The sequence below is a fragment of the Nonomuraea sp. NPDC050540 genome, assembly GCF_044457485.1.
GTDB lineage: Bacteria > Actinomycetota > Actinomycetes > Streptosporangiales > Streptosporangiaceae > Nonomuraea.
On the sequence record NZ_JBITHA010000014.1, the window covers coordinates 291,012 to 310,494 of the forward strand.

Sequence of the window (19,483 nt, forward strand, 5' to 3'; positions counted from 1 at the left end):
ATCGGGCGTCTCATCCCGCCTCGACGCCCACGACGGACACGAAGCTGACGGCGGCGCCGGGACGGCCGCCCAGGTTCTGCGTGAGCGCGAGCCCGCGGCCGTTGCCGAGCTGTCGCGCGCCCGCCCGCCCCCGCAGCTGAAGCCAGCATTCGTACAACATGCGAAGCCCCGACGCACCGATCGGGTGCCCGAAGGACTTGAGCCCGCCGTCCGGATTGACCGGCAGCGCGCCCTCGAAGTCGAACCGTCCTTCCAGCGCCTCACGCCAGCCCGCGCCGCGGCCCGACAGGCCCAGGTCCTCATACAGGACGAGTTCGGTCGGCGTGAAGCAGTCGTGCAGCTCGACCAGGGCGAGCTCGGTCCGCGGGTCGGTGATCCCGGCGGCGGCATAGGCGCCGGCCGCCGAGCGGACGGCCTCGGGCATCGTGGTGTAGTCGAACCCGCGGGTCGTCGCGCCGTCCGCGGGAGCGGCCGACAGCGACAGCGCCTTGACGTACAGCGGGGCGGCCTGCAGCTCGGCCGCGAGCTCGGGGCGGGCGATGATCGCCGCCGCGGCGCCGTCGGCCACGCCGGAGCAGTCGTAGACGCCGAGCATGCCCGCGACCGGCGGCGCGTTCTCCACCTGCTCGGGGCGCACCGCCGAGCGGAACTGCGCGCGCTCGTTGCGCGCGCCGTTGGCGTGGTTCTTGCAGGCGATGTGCGTCAGCGTGGCGCGGATCTCACGGTCGCTCAGCCCGTAGCGGCGCGCGTACGCCGGCGCCAGCATGCTGAACGGCGCCGGTCCGCTGAACCCCGGGGCGGTGCCGTCCCCGCTCGGGCCCGGCACCACCAGCCCGGCGTGGTTGCTGTCCTTGAGCTTCTCGACGCCTACCGCCATGACGATGTCGTACGCGCCCGCGGCGACCGCGTAGCAGGCGTTGCGGAAGGCGTCGGAGCCGGTCGCGCAGTAGTTCTCGACACGGGTGACCGGCCGGTAGCCCACGTCGAGCGCGGAGGTCAGCGCCAGGCCGCTGTTCCCGCTGGAGAACGTCCCCAGCCAGTACGCGTCGACGTCCTCGGCGCCGAGCCCGGCCGAGGCCAGCGCCTCGCGGGCCGCCTCGGCGATGAGGTCGTCGGCGGAGGCCTCCCATCGGTCGCCGAACCGCGTGCAGCCCATGCCCGCGATCGCCGCCCTGTCCTTCACACTGTGTGCCGCCATCAGGCCTCCCCCGGCGCCGGCCGTACTTTCCAGAAGTAGTCGTGCATGCCGGCGCTGGTGTGCGTCCGCCGGAAGGCGCCCTCCACCCGCATGCCGCGGGCGACCTGCGCGGGCAGCACGTCGGTCAGGTCGAGCTGAACGTGTTCGCCGCCGTCGAAGCGCACGAGCGCGGAGACGAGCGGCGGCTTCGGCGCGTAGGCGACGTGGTCGATGACGAACTCGCGCACCTCGCCGCGGGCCCGGTGCAGGTCCAGCCCGCCGGGTCGGGCCGGGTGCAGTCCGCCGTACTTCCACCGGGCCGCGCGCCGGATCGCCGGCGGCGCGGGCGGCGCGGGATCGGGACGCCGCTGGGCCGTCCGTTCCAGGACGCCGCGCCAGGTGAGGTAGTCGAGGTATCCGGCCTCGAGCGCCGGGCCGGCGAGCCGGTCGCGCAGGGTGGGACGGGCGCGGGCCAGGCCCGTGCGCTCGACCAGGAGCACCTCGCAGCCGTCCGCCAGCAGGATGAGCGCGATCAGGCTGCCGGCGTCCGCCCGTTCCAGGGCGTCAACAAGGCCGAGGCCCCAGGCGGCGGGCCCGGCGTCGCCGAGGTCCGCGTGGCCGGCGCCCGCTCCGAGCCGCTTTCCGACCGCGTGCGCCGCGGCGGCGTTCGTCCCGCTGATCACGAGTTCGGCGAGGTCGTCGCGGGTACGGCCCGCGTCCGCGAGCGCGGCGGCCAGCGCGCGCTCGCACAGGTCGCCGTAGACCTGCGCGCCGAACCGGCTGTCCCATCGGCGGGTCCAGCGTTCGCCCGGCAGCCGCCACACGTCCGTCAGCTCGCAGGTGAGCGACGCCGATCCGGCGATCCGGGCGGCGCCGTCGCCGGGGCCGAGGAGGAACGCCACGGCGGCGTCGGCTCCGTGGAGCTCTTCGTGGCTGCCCGGCGGGCCGTACTGCGTGCCGGCCATGACGACCAGCGAGCAGGCGCCGTGCCGCGCCGCCGCTCTGAACGCCGCCACTCCCGAGCGTGCCGCGCCGTTGACGTCGTAGGCCGCCACGTGCTCGGGGCAGCGCAGCACCGCGTGCAGGAGCGCGGCGTTGGTCTTCTCCACGTACGCCGGACGCGTCGTGGACAGGTAGACGGCGGCGAGGTCGGCGGCCCGGCCGTCCACGGCGTCGAGGGCGGCCTCGACGGCGAGGGTGGTGGTGTCCTCGTCCACGTAGCCGCGCGGGCGCGCCACCTCGCCCGCCCGTACCCGCCAGCGGGGCACGTAGCTGCCCCAGCCGAGGATGGCGGCACGGGCCGGGTCAGGGAGCCGGGACATGGATGATCGTCCCGGTGCCGATGCCGCCGCCCGCGCACATCGCGTGCAGCCCGACGCCGCCGCCGCGCCCGCGCAGGGCGTGCACGAGATGCCCCAGCTGACGCGCGCCCGAGGCCCCGAACGGATGTCCGATGCCCACGGCGCCGCCGTCGACGTTGACCCGGTCCAGCTCCACGTCGTGAACGGCGCGCCACGCGCACACCGGAACGGCGTAGGCCTCGTGGATCTCGAAGAGGTCGATGTCGTCGAGCGTCAGCCCCTCGCGTTCCAGCAGCGCGGTCGTGGCGACGATCGGGCCTTCCATCATGACGTGGGGATCGACGCCCACGGCGATGCCGGCGCGGATCCAGGCCAGCGGTTCGAGTCCGTACGTGTCGCAGGCCCGCTTCGAGGCCAGCAGCGTGGCCGCGCTCCCGTCGGACACCTGGCTCGCGTTCCCGGCGGTGATGACGCCGTCGTCCCGGTAGACGGGCCGGAGTGCGGCCAGGCCGCGCGGGGTCGAGTCGGCGCGGATGCCTTCGTCGCGGTCGAGCAGGACGCCGTCCTCCCCGGCGACGAAGGCCACCTCGTCGTCGAAGCGCCCCTCCTCCCAGGCGGCGTGCGAGGCCAGGTGGGAGCGCAGCGCGTACGCGTCGCAGTCCTCGCGGGTGATGCCGTACTTGGCCGCCATCCGCTCGCCCGCGACGCCCTGGTGCGGCATGTCCCACAGCCGGCGCAGCGCCGGTGAGTACGGCTCGCCGCCGGCGGCGTCGGCGGCGCTGTTCATCGGCACGCGGCTGAGCGACTCCACCCCGCCGGCCAGCACGACGTCGGCCTGCCCGCTCGCGATCAGCGCCCGGCCCAGGTTGACGGCCTGCTGGCCGGAGCCGCACTGGGTGTCCAGTGTCGTGCCCGCCGCCGTGCGGGGGAACCCGGCCGCCAGCCAGGCGTTGCGCGCGACGTTGAGCGCCTGGTCGCCCGCCTGGTGCGTACAGCCGATCAGGACCTGCTCGACCCGCGCCGGGTCGGCGGCGGCCATCTCCACGCAGCGGCGCATCGCGACGGCGAGCAGGTCGACCGCGTGCACGTCCCGGTAGGCCCGTCCCGCCTTCGCGACCGGGGTCCTGGCCGCGGCCACGATGGCGACGTCGGTCATGACGCTCCTCCGGCTTCCGACACCGCCGGCCAGCCGCGCTGGCCGGAGACCGTCCATCCGCCGTCGACGGTCAGATGGGCGCCGGTGATGTACGCGGACTCGTCGCAGGTCAGGAACAGCGCGGCGTTCACCACGTCGTCCGGGCGCCCGATGCGCTTGATCAGGAACGTGTCGAGGTAGGCCTGCCGGGCCGGTGAACCCTCGGGGCCGATGAGCTCGCGGTTGCCCGCGTTCTCCACGACGCCGGGGGCGATCGTGTTGACGCGGATGCCCAGGGGCGCGAGCTCGATCGCGAGGAGTTCGGTCAGGCGGTTGATGCCGGCCTTGGCCAGGCCGTACGCGAACACCTGCGGCTGGTTGCCCGCCAGGCCGGTGCCGACGTGCCCGCCGGCGATCGAGGAGATGTTGACGATCGCGCCGCCGCCGCGCCCGCCCATGCGCGGGGCCGCGTGCTTCGCGCACAGCCAGTACTGGGTGAGGGTCGTGGCCAGGGTCCATTCGTAGTCCTGGCGCGACAGCTCCAGCGGGCCGCCCGGCCGTACGGCGCCGGCGTTGTTGTAGAGCACGTCGATGCCGCCGAGCTCGTCGGTGGCGGCCATCAGGCGTTCGACCTGTTGTTCGTCGGCGAGGTCCGATGGGGCGAGCGAGCGGAAGGAGCCGCCGGCTCGGTGCACCTCATGCTCGGTCCTCGCGGCCGACTCGGCGTCGAGGTCGCATCCGACGACCGTCGCGCCTTCGGCGGTGAAGCGCAGGGCGGCGGCGCGTCCCATGGCTCCACCGGTTCCGGTGATCACGACCACTTTTCCTGACATCCGTCCGGTCATGTGGGCCTCCAGTCTTCGTGGCCAAAGTACTTGGTGTACCGATTATTTACAATGAGATAGACGGTATACCTAGCATCTGTGGGTGGGAAGGCCGCGTACCGGGCCGGGCGGGGTCAGCCGCGCACGGACGGGGAGCGATCCTCCTGCCAGATGTCGCCCAGGGAGAACCGCAGCTTCCGCAACAGCCCGAGGAGAAGCCCGATCTCGTCGTCGTCGAGGGCCTCAAGGCCGTATCCGGCCTCACCCTCCAGCCGCATGACCTCCTGCTGGGCCGCCTCCCCCGCGGGCGTGATCTCCACCACGGTGACCCTCCGGTCGCCTTCCATGCTCCGGCGGACCACCAGCCCGTCACGCTCCAGGCGGTCGATGGTCTTGGTCAGCGTCGTCGGGTGCGCGCCGACCCGGGCCGCCAGGCGGGAGAGCGGCAGCGCCTTGTGCCGGGCGAAGCTCAGCAGCATGAGCGCCTGCCAGCCCGCCCACGTCAGGTTGTGATCGCGCAGGTTCTTCTGCGCGTGGGCCTGGAGCAGCTTGTACGCGCGCTCGATGGCGATTCCGGTGGCGGCCCTCGCGGGCTCGGGAACGCCGCGCGAGCGGTAGGCGTCCTCCGCCTCCCCCACGATGTCAAAGGACACGGGCACGCTCCTCCTGGGCTAGCGCGGCGCCATCCGGATGGCGCCGTCGAGGCGGATGACCTCTCCGTTGAGCATAGGGTTGGCCACGATGTGCGCGACCAGGGCGGCGTACTCCTCGGGCCGGCCGAGCCTGGCCGGGTGCGGCACCTGCCCGCCCAGCGACCGCCTGGCCTCCTCGGAAAGGCCCGCGAGCAGGGGCGTGTCGAACAACCCCGGCGCGATGCTCACCACACGGATGGCCTTGGCCGCCAGGTCGCGCGCGAGCGGCAGGGTCATCCCGGCCACCCCGGCCTTGGACGCCGAGTACCCCGCCTGCCCGATCTGCCCGTCGAAGGCGGCGGCCGACGCCGTGGTGACGATGACGCCGCGCTCGCCGTCCACCGGCTCCGTGGCGGCGATGCGCTCGGCGGCCAGCCGGACGACGTTGAACGTGCCGATCAGGTTGATCGTGACGATCCGGGTGAACGCCTCAAGGGAGTGAACGCCGTCCCTGCCCAGCACCCGCTGGGCCGTTCCGGTGCCGGCGCAGCAGACGGCGGCCCGCAGCGGGCCCATCGCGGCCGCGGCGTCGAGGGCGGCGGCCACCGCCCCCTCGTCACGTACGTCGCCGGCCACGAACCGCGCGCCCGCGCACGCGGGTTCCGGCGCGGACGGCAGGTCCAGGATGACGACTCCGGCGCCGGCGGCGGCCAGCGTCCGTGCGGTCGCCAGTCCCAGCCCCGAGGCGCCACCTGTGACCAGTGCGACCCCGTTGGCGATGTCCATGCGGGCTCCTTTCTCGTGGGATCAGCCGGATTTCGCGCGGCGCGGGCGTTCGGGCAGCAGGACGTCGAGCACCATGCCGGCGATCAGCCGGTGCAGCCGGTCGGCCTCCAGGCCGGTGCCGCCGGTCGCGAGCGTGAACACCAGCCACTTCACACCGACCACCAGCGCGTGGGCCTCCTCCTTCGCCAGCTCCGGGCGGGCCTGGGAAAGCAGCCCCATCCACTGCTCGTGGTTCAGCCGGGCGCGGCGCAACAGCGGCTCGCTCGTCCCGGCGGGCAGGCTGCGCACCTCGCGGGCGGCGACGACGGTCACCGGGCCGTCCTCCACGGCCTGGCGCACCTGCACCTCGATGAGCCGGGCCAGCAGCTCGGCGGGCGTGCCGCCGTCGCGCCGCACCTGGGCGACATCGCTCTCCGACCGGTCGGCGCTCCGCTCGATCAGGGCCACCAGCACGGCGTTCTTGTCGGGGAAGTGCCGGTACACGGTCGGGCCCTTCACCCCTGCCGCGGCTCCGATCTCGCCGATGCTCGTGCCGTGGAAGCCACGCTCGTGGAAGAGCCGCGCGGCCTCGCGAAGGATCACCGCGCGGCGATCCCCCGGCGGTCTTCCGCGCCGTGGCTGTTGTGCCAACGAGAACTCCTTCCCCCTTGCCCGCAGTTAACCACCGATCACCAAAGAGCACCACATCTCCGGAGACCTCCCAGGGAGACTGGCGGAGTCTCCCGATTAATGCTAATGATGGTTAAGCACAAGATGCTAGCCGTTTCAGTTTTAGCTGAAACAGCAAGAAGGATGTGAAGGTATGGCTCTTCAGCCGGAACACGTGACGTTCAACAGCCTCGGCACCCGCTGCGCGGCCGACCTGTATCTGCCCGAACAGACCCCCGCGCCCGCCCTGGTGCTGGGCCACAGCGGCGTGATGGTGAAGGAGGCGCTGGCCTACTTCGCGCCCTACTTCGTGAGCGCGGGCTTCGCCGTCCTGGCCATCGACTACCGCACAGTCGGCTCCAGCGAGGGCGAGCCGCGCGGCCTGGACTACCCGGACCGGCAGGTCGACGACTTCCGCAGCGCCGTCTCCTACCTGCGGACCCGGCCGGAGGTGGAGCCCGAGCGGATCGGGCTGTGGGGAGTCAGCGTCGGCGGCTCCGTCGCCGTCCAGGCCGCCGTGCTGGACCGCCGCGTCAAGGCGGTGGTCGTGCAAAGCCCCAGTATCTGGAACGGCTGGCGCTATCTGGAACGGCTTCTCGGCCGGGAAGGCGTCCACGCGATGCGCGAGCAGCTCGACCTGGACTGGCAACGCCGCCACGAGACGGGCGCCAGCCTGCGGGTGCCCCATCTGAGCCTGGACCACGACAGCGCCCGGCAGGCGCACGAACTGTCGTCCACGCTGTATCCCACCTACCGCAATGAGAAGACGCTCGACTCCACCGAGCACCTGCTCACCTTCGCGCCGGAGAACCTCATCCACCGGCTCGCGCCGACACCTCTGCTCATGATCGCCAACGGCCACTACGACCCGTACCACGTGCTGGAGGAGGCGCAGAGCGCCTTCGACAAGGCCGGTGAGCCGAAGCGGCTGGAGGTCCTGCCCTACGACGTGCTCGGCCTCTACACGGGGCCCGGCCTGGAGGAGGCGATGGAGCTGGCGGTCGGCTGGTTCGACCGCTACCTGCGCCAGACCCGGCTGCCGTCCGCCACCCCCGCGCCCACCGCGGACACCGTCGCCGCGATGCGGCAGTGAGAGAGGAAGGACCGTGCCCGGAATCAGCACCGCGGGCCTGAGCGGCATCGAGGAGACCTCGTTCATCACCCTGCACGCCCGCGCGGTGGACGCCGGCGCCGCCAGCCCCATCCTGGGCGACCCCTACGCCCAGAAGATCGCCCAGGCCTTCGACTACGACTGGGGGCGCATCCAGCCAAGCCCCAAACTCGAAGAGAAGGAACGTCTCAACGTCACCATCAGAGCCGTCCACTTCGACGCCTGGGTCCGCCGCTTCCTCACCCGCCACCCCGGCGCGATCGTTCTCGACCTCGGCTGCGGACTCGACAGCCGCGGTTACCGGATCGATCCGCCACCCGAAGCCGACTGGTACGACGTGGACCTGCCCACGATGATCGCCCTGCGCGCCCAGGTGTACCAGGAGACCGCCAACATCCACATGCTGGCCACCTCGCTCAACAACGAAGGCTGGCTGGAGGCGCTCCCGTCACACCGGCCGGTCATCGCGGTCATGGACGGGCTCTACCCGTGGATGACCAAACCCACCTTCACCAGGCTCCTGCGCAGGATCACCGCCCACTTCGGGAGCGGCGAGATCCTCCTGCTGGGCTTCTCGAAGCTCTCCTCCCGGATGATGCGCACCGTCGTCCCGGCCATCAAGACCATCGGCGCCCCCGTCAACGAGGGGTTCGACCACCCGCGCGAGGTGGAGCGCTGGAACCCGGAACTGAAACTGGCCGAGCAGGAACGGTTCATCAGCTCACCCGAAGTGGCGAAGATGCCACGCGGCGAACAGATCCGCTGCGCCATCATGCGGGCGATCCCCGGCCTGGCCGGGATGGACAAGGGAATGCTCAGATACACCTTCGGCCGCTCGCCGGAGGTGGCCAGGTGAACCGGCCCCAGGTACTCATCGGCGGCCAGTGGTCCTCCCCCCGCGACGGCGGCGAGATCGAGGTCGTCTCGCCGGTCACCGAGCAGGTGATCGGGCGAGCCGCCGCCGCCTCCGGCGCCGACATGGACCGGGCGGTGCGCTCGGCGCGGCAGGCGTTCGACAGCGGAGCCTGGCGCGACACCACCCCCGCCGAGCGGGGCGCGATCCTGACCCGCGCGGCGGACGTCCTGGCCGGCCGCGAGGCTGACATGTCCGTGCTCATCACCTCGGAGAACGGTTCCCCCGTGGCGCTCGCCGCGGCTCTCCAGGTCGGCCCGGTGATGGAGATCCTGCGCTACTACGGTGAACTGGCGCGCACGTTCGTCTTCGAGGAGAGGCTGGCCGACGAGAACGGCTCGACGCTGATCACCATGGAGCCGGCCGGCGTGGTCGCGGCCGTCATCCCCTGGAACGCGCCGCTGCTCATCGCCGCCGCCAAGATCGCTCCCGCGATCGTCGCGGGCTGCTCAGTCGTTCTCAAGCCGGCACCGGAAACGCCGCTGAGCGCGTACCTGCTGGCCGAGGCGCTGTACGAGGCCGGCCTGCCGCCGGGCGTGCTCAGCGTCGTCCCGGCAGGCAGGGAGGCGAGTGAACACCTCATCGCGCATCCGGGCGTGGACAAGGTCAGCTTCACCGGCTCCAGCGCGACCGGACGCCGGGTCATGAGCGTGGCGGCCGACGGGATCAAACGGGTGACCCTGGAGCTCGGCGGCAAGTCGGCCGCGATCGTGCTGGACGACGCCGACCTCGACGCGATGGTCCCCGCGCTGGTGACGGGCGCGATGACCCTGTCCGGCCAGATCTGCATAGCCCAGACCAGGATCCTCGCACCGCGCTCCCGCTACGACGAGGTGGTGCGCGCGGCGAGCGACGCCGCGCGGTCGCAGGTGGTGGGCGACCCCTCGGCGCCGTCCACCTGGGTCGGGCCGCTCGTGGCCGAACGGCAGCGCGAGCGGGTGGAGGGCTACCTGCGGCTGGGACAACAGGAAGGAGCGAAGATCGCCACCGGCGGCGGCCGGCCGCCCCACCGCCACACCGGCTGGTACGTCGAACCGACCGTCTTCTACGACGTGCGGAACTCGATGCGGATCGCCAGGGAAGAGATCTTCGGGCCCGTCCTCTGCGTCATCCCCTACGACGACGAGGACGACGCCGTCCGCCTCGCCAACGACTCCGACTTCGGCCTGTACGGCGGCGTGTGGACCGGCGACGAAGACCGCGGCCTGGCCGTGGCCCGGCGCATCAGGGCGGGCACCGTGAACATCAACGCGGGCATACCGGCCCGCGGCACCCCTTCCGGCGGGTTCAAGCAGTCCGGCATGGGACGCGAACTCGGCGCGGAGGGGCTGGCCGAATACCTCGAAACCCGGTCGATCGTGGGACGCGTCACCCGCGAGCGATGAACCACCGCAGCGACGCGATCAAAGGAGACATCCATGCGCATCCCCCGTTCACTGTCCGCTCGCCCCAGCAGATTCCTTCCCAGGGCCGCCGCGGTCGCGGCCCTCGCCACGGTCCTGACCACCGCCGGTTTCGGAGCCGGCGCCGGCGCCAGCACCAGTGACAGCCCGCTCGACCTGCTCTGCTGGGAAACCCCGCGCGCCTCCAGCACCCACGTCCGCATCTCGGGCTGCCGGAACCAGCGCCCCGGCCAGACCGAGTGGCGCATCGTCGGGAAGTGGTGCGGCCCCGGCCACAACTGCGACACGGTCCCCGGCAACTGGGCCCCGTCCGGCGGAACCTCGACCGCCTACCACCCCGGCGGAAAGAACTTCACCGACTACTCCTTCAACACCCGCTAGAGCGCCGACGGCTGGTCGGGGGCGAGCGAGCCCTTGCGACTCCCAGGGCTCGCTTTCACCCGGACAATCGCCGACCACCACACCACGGACATGTTCCAATCGAGCACCTGGACGCCAACCTGGCGCTGACCACGGCGATCGGCTCGCACTGGGGCCAGGCGATCACCCACGCGCTCCTCGGCGCTCTGCGCAACACGCTGTGTCAGCCGGAGGTCGCCCGTGGACATTTCCTCGAGGCCCTGCACCTGAGCCTGCGCTTCAAGGCCAGGCCGGTCGAGTTCCTCGCCGAGAACGGGCTCGGCACCGTGGAGCGTCTGACGGGGAAGCCCGACCTGGCGGTGACGCACCACCGGCGAGCGCTCAGCCTCAGCCTCAGCCGGGACATGCTCAATCCCGGCCAGGAGTGCGTGACCCTCAACGATCTCAGCGCGGCCTCGGCCGATGCCGGAAATCGGCACGAAGCTCCGCCGGGCACGTGATGTCACCCGCCGATGGCTTGGGGGTGGTGGAAGAGGCCGGTGGGGTCGTAGCGCTGCTTGATCTCGGTCAGGCGGGGGTAGTTGGCGCCGTAGTAGGCGTGTTGCCAGCCGGGCAGGTCGGGGTCGGGGAAGTTGACGTACGCGGCGTCGGTGCGCAGGTGGCGGCGCAGGGTGTGGTGCAGGGCGCGGATCTGGCCGAGGAGGTGGCGTACCTGGTGGGCTGGGGTACCGGGTTGCCAGTGGGTGCCGATGTCGATGACGAAGGTGCCCGCGCGGTGCGGGTAGGCGCTCTCGTCGGGGCGGGGCGCGGCGCTGGTGGCGCCCATGGCGAACAGGGTCAGGTAGCCGGTGGCCTGGGTGGGGCCGGGCTTCCAGGCGCGGGTCCATTCGGTGATGTGCTCGACGGTCTCGGGGCTCAGCCATCGGTCGGGGACCAGGGATTTGCTGGCGTAGCAGTCCTTGGCGCCGGGGCGTTCCATGAGGTAGTCCTGTCCGGCCCAGAAGCCGAGCGCCTCGATGTGGGTCGTGGCCGGGCGCAGGCGCAGCAGCGGGGTGAGCAGGCGGCGCAGGACCTCCTGGTCACCGAGGCGCTGGCCGAGCACCCACACCGAGGTGGCGCCGGTGCCGGTGTGCTTGAAGCCGATGCGTACGTCGAACTCGCCCGACTGGTCGGCGTGCAGGATGTGCTGGAGCTCGTCGACCACGCGCGGCCCGGCGGCCAGGGGGAAGGTCAGGTCGAAGACGGTGACGCGCTGCCGGTTCACCGGTACGGCGTCGAAGACGAAGGCGGTGTTGACACCGAAGTTGCCTCCCGCGCCGCCGCGGCAGGCCCACAGCAGGTCGGCGTTCTCGTCCTCGGCGGCCCGCACGATGCTTCCGTCGGCCAGGACCAGGCGGGTCTCGACGAGCCGGTCGCAGGTCAGGCCCCATTTGCGGTCGTTGAAGCCGAGCCCGCCGCCCAGCGTGAGTCCGGCCACGCCGACTCCGGGGCAGCGGCCGCCGGGGAAGTACAGGCCGGCGTCGCGGGCGGCGTAGACGTCGGAGTTGGTGGCGCCGCCGCCCAGGTGCAGCCGCCGCCCGCGCGGTTCCACCCGGTTGAGCGCCCGCACGCTGACGACCAGGCCGGTGGTGGCCGAGTGCCCGGCGTAGTTGTGGCCGCCGGAGCGGGCCGCGAACGGCACCCGGTGCTCGGCGCACCAGCGCAGCGCGGCCCGCACGTCGGCTTCGGTGGCGCAGGCCAGCACTCCGGCCGGCCGTACCTCGGCATAGCGCAGGTTGTCCACCGCGGCCTGGGACGGGTACTCCGGCGCGCCCGGTCGATACAGGCGGGCGGCGGGGCTCAGCCGCCGCCGCAGTTGCCGCCACGCGACCGGCTCCGGTTCCGGCCTCGCCGGCGGTGTCGCGGCTCGGGCGAGAGATCCTGGCACCAGCGCGGCGCCCGCCACGGCTGCCCCGGCTCGCAGAAGTACTCGTCGGCTGACCGTCATGCTGCCCCCTGTGATCGCTCAGCGCCAGAGTAGGTAGCCGCCACCCTCGCGATCGTGGTGACACTCCGTGAGCGGCCGGTTCAACGGTGTCGCAGCTCGGGGCTCTCGGATCGGAGGTTCGCGCCGCTGAGGGGGCGTCGCCTGTCGAACGCCCAGACGGCCAGCGCGCAGGCCGCGAATCCGGCGCCGAGGAGGCTGGATCCCACCCAGCCGTGGGCGGTGAAGACGGCGGTGGTCGCGGCGGCGCCGAGGGCGGAGCCGAGCGAGTAGAAGACCATGTAGCCGCCGATGACGCCGCTGGTGCGATCCGGGTGCGCGGCGGTGAGCAGTTGCTGGTTGCTCACGTGTACGGCCTGGACCGCGAAGTCGAGAACCACGATTCCGGCGATGAGGAGTCCCATCGACCACGGCAGTTGCGCGATCGCCGCCCACGAGAGGATGAGCAGGGTGAGCGCGAGGCCGGTGACCGGGGCCGCCCGTCCCGAGTCCGCCCACCGTCCCGCGCGTGCCGCGCCGAGCGCGCCGGCGAGTCCGGCGATGCCGAGCAGCCCGATCTGGCTCTCGCTCAGGTGCCACGGCGTGTCCGTCAGCGGCAGGGACAGACCGCTCCACAGGGTTCCGAACGATGCGAACAAGAAGAACGCGATGAGCCCGCGTGTCAGGAAGACGCGCTGCCCGAACAGCTCGCCCAGTGAGACGACCGCCCGCCGGCCGGGGCGCTCCTCCGAAGGCAGGACGACGAGGACGAGGGCCGCGAGGCCCAGTGCCAGCACCGCGAGCACGGCGTAGACGCTCCGCCAGCCCCACACCTCGGCGAGCGCGCCGGTGACGACCCGCGCGCCCAGGATGCCGACGACCACGCCCGAGGTCACGACGCCGATGTTCCGTCCGCGTTCGGCGGGCGGCGAGACCGACGCGGCGTAGGCCACCGTGGTCTGCACCACGACCGCGAACACCCCGGCCACCGCGAGCCCGGCGAACGCCACCCACGCGGTCGGCGCCAAGGCCGTCAGGATCATGCCCACCGCGGTGAGCGCCAGGTGCACGGAGATGAGCCGGCGCCGGTCGACCACATCGCCGAGCGGCACCAGCAGGACCAGCCCCGCCAGATAGCCGATCTGGCCGATCGCCACGATCCACCCGGTCAGTTCCGCCGGAACGCCGAGATCGCGTCCCATCGGCTCCAGAACCGGCTGCGCCGCGTAGATGCTCGCCACAGCGACACCACACACCACCGCGAGCAGCGACCGTCGCCGCATGTCCATCGCACTCCCACTCTCGATTAGTAGCAAATTGCAACCAATTTGACCGTACGGCATAATGGTTTCAATTCGCAACTCATGGGAAGGTGCCATGTCGCCCACCACTGACCCCGGCTGGACCGACCCCACCTGCCCCGTCGCCCGTACGCTCGACCTCGTCGGCGACAGGTGGAGCCTTCTCGTCATCCGCGACGCGATGGACGGGGCGCGGTCGTTCACCGAGTTCCTGCGGCGTACCGGCATCGCCCGCAACATCCTCACCGACCGCCTCGGCAAGCTCACCGCCCACGGGCTCCTCACCCAGCGCACCGCACCGTCGGGCCGCCGTCAGGAGTACGTGCTCACCGACGCCGGCCGCGACCTCTTCCCCGTCATCCTCACCCTGCGGCAGTGGGGTGAACGTCACGCCTTCGCGCCCGGCGAACCCCACTCCACCCTGGTCGACCGGCACGGCGTCCCCGTGCCGGAAGTCGCGCCGGCCGGCGCCGACGGCACGTTCCTCGATGGCGAGACCACGCACGTGCGGAAGACCCGCTAGAGATCAACCGCGCCCGCTGGGCGACTCACTCGACGTCGGCGAGGTCGTTCTCGGGGAGCCAGTCGTGGACGGGGTCGTATTCCAGCCACCGGTTCCGCTCCGCCTCCGCCACGAAGGCGCTCACCAGGGTGTCCAGCAGCGGATGGGCGCCGTTGCCGCGCCACAGCAGCGACCAGGCGTACAAGGGAGTGGGGCCGGCCAGCGGGATCGAGCGGATCGCCGGGCGGGGCGGCAGCGGCACGTCCGCGGGCAGCAGGCCGAAGCGCCGGGTGCCGGCCGCCAGGTCGGCCAGGAAGTGCTCCAGTCCCAGGTTGGTGCCCTCGGCGCGCTCGTGGATGCCGAAGGAGTCGGCGAAGCGGCGCAGGAAGTCCAGCCGATGCAAGGCGCCTGGTGCCCACAGCACGCCGTCGCGCAGTTGCTCGGGGCGGATCGACGGCGCGTTCGCCAGGGGATGATCCGCGGCGAGGATCACGTCCACCGGCTCCAGCCGTACCAGGCGATGCGTCAGCCCGGCGGGCAGCGGAGCGTGGACGCGGCCGAAGGCGGCGTCCACGTCGCCGTGCAGGAGCGCGGCGATCACCGCGGGCAGGTCACGGCCGTGCCCCAGTTCCAGCCGCGGCTCGGCGGTGGTCACCTGTGCCAGCGTGCGCATGGGCGCGTACAGGTGGCCCCACACGTCGATCCGCAGCGGGCGGTGCGCCTCCAGCACCGCCGCCACGGCCTGGTCCGCGGCGGTCAGCGCCTGCCGGGCAGGCTCCAGGAACCGCCGCCCCGCTTCGGTGAGCCGTACTCCCTGGCCGCCGCGGTCGAACAGGCGCCGGCCGAGCGTGGACTCCAGGCGGGCGATCCGCTTGGAGAGCGCCTGCTGGGAGATCGACAGTTCCTCGGCCGCGTGACCGAAGTGCCCTCCTTCGGCGGTCAACACGAACGCGCGCACCTGCGCCAAGTCGAGATCCACGCCTGTCACCTTAGGTGACAACCGATGGTTGTCGGCCGGTCGCGACCGTTGTTGGAGTACACGACCCGGATGACGGTTCCATGGCCGCATGCGTAGATTGATCCCCACAGGAGATGCGGCGCGGCCGGTCGAGTTCACCCAGGACGCCCAGCCCACGCCCGCCCCGGGCGAGGTGCTGGTCAAGGTCGAGGCGTTCTCGCCGAATCGCGGGGAGACGTTCCTGCTGGAAAAGCCAGAACCCGGCCTGAAACCCGGGAAGGACGTCGCCGGCCTGGTCGTCCAGGCCGCCGCCGACGGCTCCGGCCCGCCGGCCGGCACCCGCGTCGTGGGCCATCCGGCGATGGGCGGCTGGGCCGAGTACGCGACGGTTCCCACCCACTCCGTCGCCGTCCTGCCCAACGAGATCACCACCGTTCAGGCGGCCGCGCTGCCGCTGGCCGGGATCACCGCGCTCCGCCTCCTCCGTACGGCCGGCGCCGTCGCGGGCAGGCGGATACTGCTGACCGGAGCCGCCGGCGGGGTGGGGCACTACCTGACCGAGCTGGCCGCCTCGGCCGGGGCGGAGGTGACCGCGGTGACCGCCACCGCCGAGCGCGGTGCGCGGCTGCGCGAGCTGGGAGCCGCGGCGATCGTGCACGACGTGGCCGCCGCGGAAGGGCCGTTCGACGTGGCCATGGAGTCCACCGGTGGCGGCGCGCTCGCGTCCGCGCTGGCCAGGCTGGTCCCGGGCGGCACGCTGATCTGGTTCGGTCAGGCCGGCCGTACACCCGCGACCGTGGACTTCTTCGACCTGCTCGCCGGGCCGGAGAACGCCGTGATCCGGCATTTCCACTACGCCGGCGGCCCGTACGGCGGCGACCTGGCCACGTTGCTGCGACTGGTGGCCGGCGGGCGGCTGCACGCGGAGATCGGCCGTACCGCTGACTGGAGCCGGACCGCCGACGTCCTTGTCGACCTGCGGGAACGCCGTATCCGCGGCAAGGCCGTGCTGACGATCGGAGCATCACGATGAACGCCGCGGACTTCGCCGCCGCCAACCTGTCGCGCGCGACCGGAGCCGGGCTGGACCCGCACGAGTACCTGCGTGTCGCCGCCGAGCTGGGCGACCTGGACCAGTGGGGTCAGGCCTTCATGAGCGCCGCGCGCGGGCACCTGTCCCGCGCGGCGCGGGCCAAGTCGGCGATCTCAGCGGCCGGGCACCTCCAGGTCGCGGCGCGCTGGTTCCACTTCGCCACCCTCGGGCCGAACCGGGAGCACGCGCTCGCGGCGGCCGAGGCGGACACCGCCATGGGCCGCGCGCTGGACCTGCTGGAGCCGGGGGCGCGCCGGATCGAGGGCACGACCTTCACCGGCCGGCTGCGCGGCCCGGCCGACGCCGCGGCCACCGTGATCGTGGTTCCCGGGCTGGACTCCGGCAAGGAGGAGTTCCACGACGTGACCAGCGCCTTGCTGCGCCGCGGCGTGGCCGTGTTCGCCATGGACGGGCCGGGGCAGGGCGCGCTCACCGCCACCACCACCGTCCGCGCCGACTACCACCACGTGATCGGGCAGGTCATCGACGCGCTCGGCGCCGAGAGCGTGGGACTCGTCGGACTCAGCCTCGGCGGCTACTACGTCGCGGAAAGCGCCGCCAGGGAACCCCGCGTCGCCGCCGCCGTCACGGTCAGCGGCCCGTTCCGGCTGGACTGGGACGCCCTGCCGCCCCCGGTACGCGACCTCCTCACCCGGCGCGCCGGCGGTGAAGACGCGGCCCGCCGCTTCGCCGGGCAGGTGGACCTGTCCGGCCTCGCCCCGCGGATCACCTGCCCACTGCTGGTGATCGACGGCGGCCGGGATGTCATCCCCGGCGTCACCAACGGCGAGCCTCTGGCCCATCTGGCGTCCCGCGGACGGTACCTGCACCTTCCGCACGGCGACCACCTGCTCGGCAACGCCCGTCCCGACTGGCTGGCAGTGGCCGCCGACTGGCTTTCGGGGGAACTGACAGGACGCGTGGGCTGATGGCGGTCGCGGCATCTATAAATTGCGAAAGTTAGCAATCGCTCATTACATTGATCTCGCAAAGGGTTGCGGGAGAGATGGAAGCAGCGGACATGGACGACGCGTTCGGAGAGACGGTAGGCCGGCGCATGCGATCCCTGCTGCCGGCGCGCGCCGACCTGGCCGCGATGGGCCGTCACCCCCGCCGTGACCTGCTCGCCGGGCTCACCGTCGCGATCGTCGCGCTCCCCCTCGCCCTCGGCTTCGGCATCTCCTCCGGTCTCGGCGCCGCCGCGGGGCTGGCGACCGCCGTCGTGGCCGGGGCGCTCGCCGCCGTGTTCGGCGGCTCAGCGCTGCAGGTGACCGGGCCTACCGGCGCGATGACCGTGGTACTCGTGCCGATCGTGCACGCCCACGGAGCCTCGGGCGTGCTCATGGTGGGGCTGCTGGCCGGAGGGCTGCTGGTGCTGCTCGCGCTGGCCCGGGCCGGACGGTACATGGCGCTGGTGCCCGCCTCCGTCATCGAGGGCTTCACGCTCGGCATCGCCTGCGTGATCGCACTGCAGCAGGTTCCGGCCGCGCTGGGCGTGCCCGCACCGAGCGCGGATCGCGTCACGGTGGCCGCGTGGCAGGCCGTACAGGAGTTCCTGGACGCCCCGCACTGGCCCGCTCTGATCATCGCCGTGGCGGTGGCCTCGCTCATGCTCGCCGGCGCCCGGCTACGCCCCACCTGGCCGTTTTCCCTGATCGCGGTCGCGCTGGCCACCGTACTGGCCGAACTGGCCGTCCTGCCGGTGGCGCGCATCGGCCAGCTGCCCGCCGCGCTGCCCGCGCCCTCGCTGTCCTTCGTCGACCTGGGCGCGGTGCCCGGCCTGATGGCACCGGCTCTGGCGGTCGCCGCGCTGGCGGCCCTGGAGTCGCTGCTGTCGGCTTCGGTCGCGGACGGCATGAGCGTGCGTCACCGCCACGACCCCGACAGGGAACTGCTCGGCCAGGGCCTGGCCAACCTGGCCGCGCCGCTGTTCGGCGGCGTACCGGCCACCGGGGCGATCGCCCGTACCGCGGTCAACGTCCGCGCGGGAGCCTCCTCCAGGCTGGCCGCGCTCACCCACGCCGCCGTTCTCGCCGCCGTGGTGTTCGCCGCCGCCGACCTGGTGGCGCGCGTCCCGCTGGCCGCGCTGGCCGGCGTCCTGCTGGCCACGTGCGTGCGGATGGTCGAGGTCGGATCGCTGACCGCGATGGTGCGCTCCACCCGCTCCGACGCGCTCGTGCTGGTGCTGACCGCCCTGGCCACGGTCGCTCTCGATCTGGTCCAGGCGGTCGTGCTCGGGCTCGTCGTGGCCGGGGCGATGAGCCTGCGGGCGATCGCGGCCAGCGTCCGGCTCGACACCGTGTCGCTGCGATCCGATCTGCCGGACGACTCCGACCAGGAGCACGCGCTCCTCGCCGAGCACATCGTCGCCTACCGGCTGGACGGCCCGCTGGTGTTCGCGGCGGCCCATCGCTTCCTGCTGGAGCTGACCGAGGTCGCCGACGTCTCCGTGGTCATCCTGCGCATGTCACGAGTGACCACCATCGACGCCAGCGGCGCTCTCGTACTCAAGGACGCCATCACGCGACTGGAACATCGCGCCATCACCGTGCTCGTCTCCGGCATCCGCGACCAGCACCACCAACCGCTGCGGGCTCTCGGCGTGATCACCCGTCTCGATCGCGAAGGCCGTGTCTTCGCCGGCACCCCCGAAGCGATCACGGCCGCCCGGAGCCTGCTCCACGCCGACGGCCGCCTGCCGGCGAGCACCGCCCGCGACGGGTGATCCGCGCTCTTCCGCCGTCCCCTCAGGGAGCGGAGGCGCGCAGGTCCTGCAGGAGCTCGGCCTGCTCGGTGAGCACGCCGGTGAGGATGGAGCGCGCCACGGCCAGGAGGTCCACGATCTGAGGGCTGGTGATGGCGTACGTGACGGTGGCGCCCGCCTTGTGACTCGTGACCAGGTTGGCGCGGCGAAGCACGGCCAGCTGCTGGGACATGTGCGCCGGCTCAAGGCCGACCTCGGACAGCAGCTCGGCGACCGAATGTTCGCGCCGGCTGAGCAGCTCAAGGATCCTGATGCGGGCCGGATGGCCGAGCGTTTTGAAGAACTCCGCCTTGAGCTGGTAGAGCGGCAGAGTCATGGCGCCGCCTCTCTCCTGGCCGCCGGCCTCACGCCGGAGTTTCGGCCGTTGATCATCATCTCCGCAGTCTACGTACCTGCCAACCTCCGCAAACGCGCAGCCCACAGGACCGGGCACCCATCCCGGCATCGACATCATGATGTAATGAATTAACTATTTGCGCAATTGGTGCCGACCGCCACTGCGTCCAAGAACGGAGACCCCCCATGGAGATCGAGCAGACGGCGCTGCCGGGCATCGGGCTCAAACACGAGTTCACCTCCAGCGCGGGCCGCAGGATCGGGGTGGTCTCCCAC

General features: G+C 72.3%; 20 protein-coding genes. 8 read left to right on the forward strand and 12 right to left on the reverse strand.

All coding sequences use genetic code 11. From position 1 onward, the window contains the following. Window positions 1–10 precede the first annotated feature (10 nt). From ACIBI5_RS38585 to ACIBI5_RS38615, 7 genes are all read right to left on the reverse strand, one after another. Window positions 11–1,198 carry an acetyl-CoA acetyltransferase gene (locus ACIBI5_RS38585; protein ID WP_397254248.1) on the reverse strand — a complete coding sequence of 396 codons (1,188 nt, stop codon included), beginning with the start codon at window positions 1,196–1,198 and terminating at the stop codon, window positions 11–13. Further along, on the reverse strand, window positions 1,198–2,499 hold the full coding sequence (locus ACIBI5_RS38590; RefSeq protein ID WP_397254250.1) for an OB-fold domain-containing protein: 1,302 nt from the start codon (window positions 2,497–2,499) through the stop codon (window positions 1,198–1,200). The genes ACIBI5_RS38585 and ACIBI5_RS38590 overlap by 1 nt, the downstream gene beginning before the upstream one ends. Then, window positions 2,483–3,634: a thiolase family protein gene (locus tag ACIBI5_RS38595; protein WP_397254252.1), complete on the reverse strand. Its 1,152-nt coding sequence runs from the start codon at window positions 3,632–3,634 to the stop codon at window positions 2,483–2,485. Before ACIBI5_RS38595 ends, ACIBI5_RS38590 begins: the two co-directional genes overlap by 17 nt. After that, complete coding sequence (locus tag ACIBI5_RS38600; protein ID WP_397254254.1) at window positions 3,631–4,458, reverse strand: SDR family NAD(P)-dependent oxidoreductase; 828 nt, start codon at window positions 4,456–4,458, stop codon at window positions 3,631–3,633. Before ACIBI5_RS38600 ends, ACIBI5_RS38595 begins: the two co-directional genes overlap by 4 nt. Before the next feature lie 113 nt (window positions 4,459–4,571). Beyond that, complete coding sequence (locus tag ACIBI5_RS38605) at window positions 4,572–5,090, reverse strand: MarR family winged helix-turn-helix transcriptional regulator (RefSeq protein WP_397254256.1); 519 nt, start codon at window positions 5,088–5,090, stop codon at window positions 4,572–4,574. Between the two features lie 18 nt (window positions 5,091–5,108). Further along, the gene (locus ACIBI5_RS38610; protein WP_397254258.1) at window positions 5,109–5,855 is read right to left on the reverse strand and encodes an SDR family NAD(P)-dependent oxidoreductase; all 747 of its coding nucleotides are present in this window, start codon (window positions 5,853–5,855) and stop codon (window positions 5,109–5,111) included. A 21-nt stretch (window positions 5,856–5,876) separates the two neighbouring features. Further along, window positions 5,877–6,437, reverse strand: coding sequence for a TetR/AcrR family transcriptional regulator (locus ACIBI5_RS38615; RefSeq protein ID WP_397254260.1), 561 nt, complete (start codon window positions 6,435–6,437; stop codon window positions 5,877–5,879). A gap of 220 nt (window positions 6,438–6,657) precedes the next feature. Here ACIBI5_RS38615 and ACIBI5_RS38620 point away from each other — a divergent pair, with 220 nt between their 5' ends. Genes ACIBI5_RS38620 through ACIBI5_RS38635 form a run of 4 tightly spaced genes read left to right on the forward strand, consistent with a single transcriptional unit; the run spans window position 6,658 to window position 10,311 of the window. Next, entirely contained in the window at window positions 6,658–7,596 is a 939-nt protein-coding gene (locus ACIBI5_RS38620) for an alpha/beta hydrolase (protein WP_397254262.1), read from the forward strand. A 13-nt stretch (window positions 7,597–7,609) separates the two neighbouring features. Further along, entirely contained in the window at window positions 7,610–8,470 is an 861-nt protein-coding gene (locus ACIBI5_RS38625; RefSeq protein ID WP_397254264.1) for a class I SAM-dependent methyltransferase, read from the forward strand. Continuing rightward, window positions 8,467–9,912 carry an aldehyde dehydrogenase gene (locus tag ACIBI5_RS38630; protein WP_397254265.1) on the forward strand — a complete coding sequence of 482 codons (1,446 nt, stop codon included), beginning with the start codon at window positions 8,467–8,469 and terminating at the stop codon, window positions 9,910–9,912. The genes ACIBI5_RS38625 and ACIBI5_RS38630 overlap by 4 nt, the downstream gene beginning before the upstream one ends. Window positions 9,913–9,945: 33 nt before the next feature. Then, on the forward strand, window positions 9,946–10,311 hold the full coding sequence (locus tag ACIBI5_RS38635) for a hypothetical protein (RefSeq protein ID WP_397254267.1): 366 nt from the start codon (window positions 9,946–9,948) through the stop codon (window positions 10,309–10,311). Here ACIBI5_RS38635 and ACIBI5_RS38640 read toward each other — a convergent pair. The 3 genes from ACIBI5_RS38640 to ACIBI5_RS38650 all read right to left on the reverse strand — a co-directional run bounded on the left by ACIBI5_RS38640 (window position 10,308) and on the right by ACIBI5_RS38650 (window position 13,596). Beyond that, a complete protein-coding gene (locus tag ACIBI5_RS38640) occupies window positions 10,308–10,769 on the reverse strand; it encodes a hypothetical protein (RefSeq protein WP_397254269.1) in 462 nt (153 codons plus the stop codon). The two genes, ACIBI5_RS38635 and ACIBI5_RS38640, sit on opposite strands and share 4 nt — an antisense overlap. 23 nt (window positions 10,770–10,792) lie before the next feature. After that, complete coding sequence (locus tag ACIBI5_RS38645) at window positions 10,793–12,277, reverse strand: FAD-dependent oxidoreductase (RefSeq protein WP_397254271.1); 1,485 nt, start codon at window positions 12,275–12,277, stop codon at window positions 10,793–10,795. 80 nt (window positions 12,278–12,357) lie between these two features. Continuing rightward, complete coding sequence (locus ACIBI5_RS38650; protein ID WP_397254273.1) at window positions 12,358–13,596, reverse strand: MFS transporter; 1,239 nt, start codon at window positions 13,594–13,596, stop codon at window positions 12,358–12,360. Window positions 13,597–13,630: 34 nt separating this feature from the next. Here ACIBI5_RS38650 and ACIBI5_RS38655 point away from each other — a divergent pair, with 34 nt between their 5' ends. Further along, the gene (locus ACIBI5_RS38655) at window positions 13,631–14,077 is read left to right on the forward strand and encodes a winged helix-turn-helix transcriptional regulator (RefSeq protein WP_397254275.1); all 447 of its coding nucleotides are present in this window, start codon (window positions 13,631–13,633) and stop codon (window positions 14,075–14,077) included. A 25-nt stretch (window positions 14,078–14,102) separates the two neighbouring features. On the opposite strand, the gene ACIBI5_RS38660 is transcribed toward ACIBI5_RS38655, so the two are convergent. Then, window positions 14,103–15,035, reverse strand: a complete 933-nt coding sequence (locus tag ACIBI5_RS38660) for a LysR family transcriptional regulator (protein WP_397254277.1) — start codon at window positions 15,033–15,035, stop codon at window positions 14,103–14,105. Window positions 15,036–15,123: 88 nt separating this feature from the next. Between ACIBI5_RS38660 and ACIBI5_RS38665 the strand changes: the two genes are divergently transcribed. From ACIBI5_RS38665 to ACIBI5_RS38675, 3 genes are all read left to right on the forward strand, one after another. After that, window positions 15,124–16,047 (forward strand): zinc-binding dehydrogenase, encoded by a 924-nt coding sequence (locus ACIBI5_RS38665; RefSeq protein ID WP_397254279.1) that lies wholly within the window; start codon window positions 15,124–15,126, stop codon window positions 16,045–16,047. Beyond that, window positions 16,044–17,036, forward strand: a complete 993-nt coding sequence (locus tag ACIBI5_RS38670) for an alpha/beta hydrolase family protein (protein ID WP_397254281.1) — start codon at window positions 16,044–16,046, stop codon at window positions 17,034–17,036. Before ACIBI5_RS38665 ends, ACIBI5_RS38670 begins: the two co-directional genes overlap by 4 nt. A 92-nt stretch (window positions 17,037–17,128) precedes the next feature. Further along, entirely contained in the window at window positions 17,129–18,832 is a 1,704-nt protein-coding gene (locus tag ACIBI5_RS38675; protein WP_397254283.1) for a SulP family inorganic anion transporter, read from the forward strand. A 22-nt stretch (window positions 18,833–18,854) separates the two neighbouring features. Here ACIBI5_RS38675 and ACIBI5_RS38680 read toward each other — a convergent pair whose 3' ends face one another. Beyond that, window positions 18,855–19,187, reverse strand: a complete 333-nt coding sequence (locus ACIBI5_RS38680) for an ArsR/SmtB family transcription factor (protein WP_397254284.1) — start codon at window positions 19,185–19,187, stop codon at window positions 18,855–18,857. Window positions 19,188–19,483: the final 296 nt, after the last annotated feature.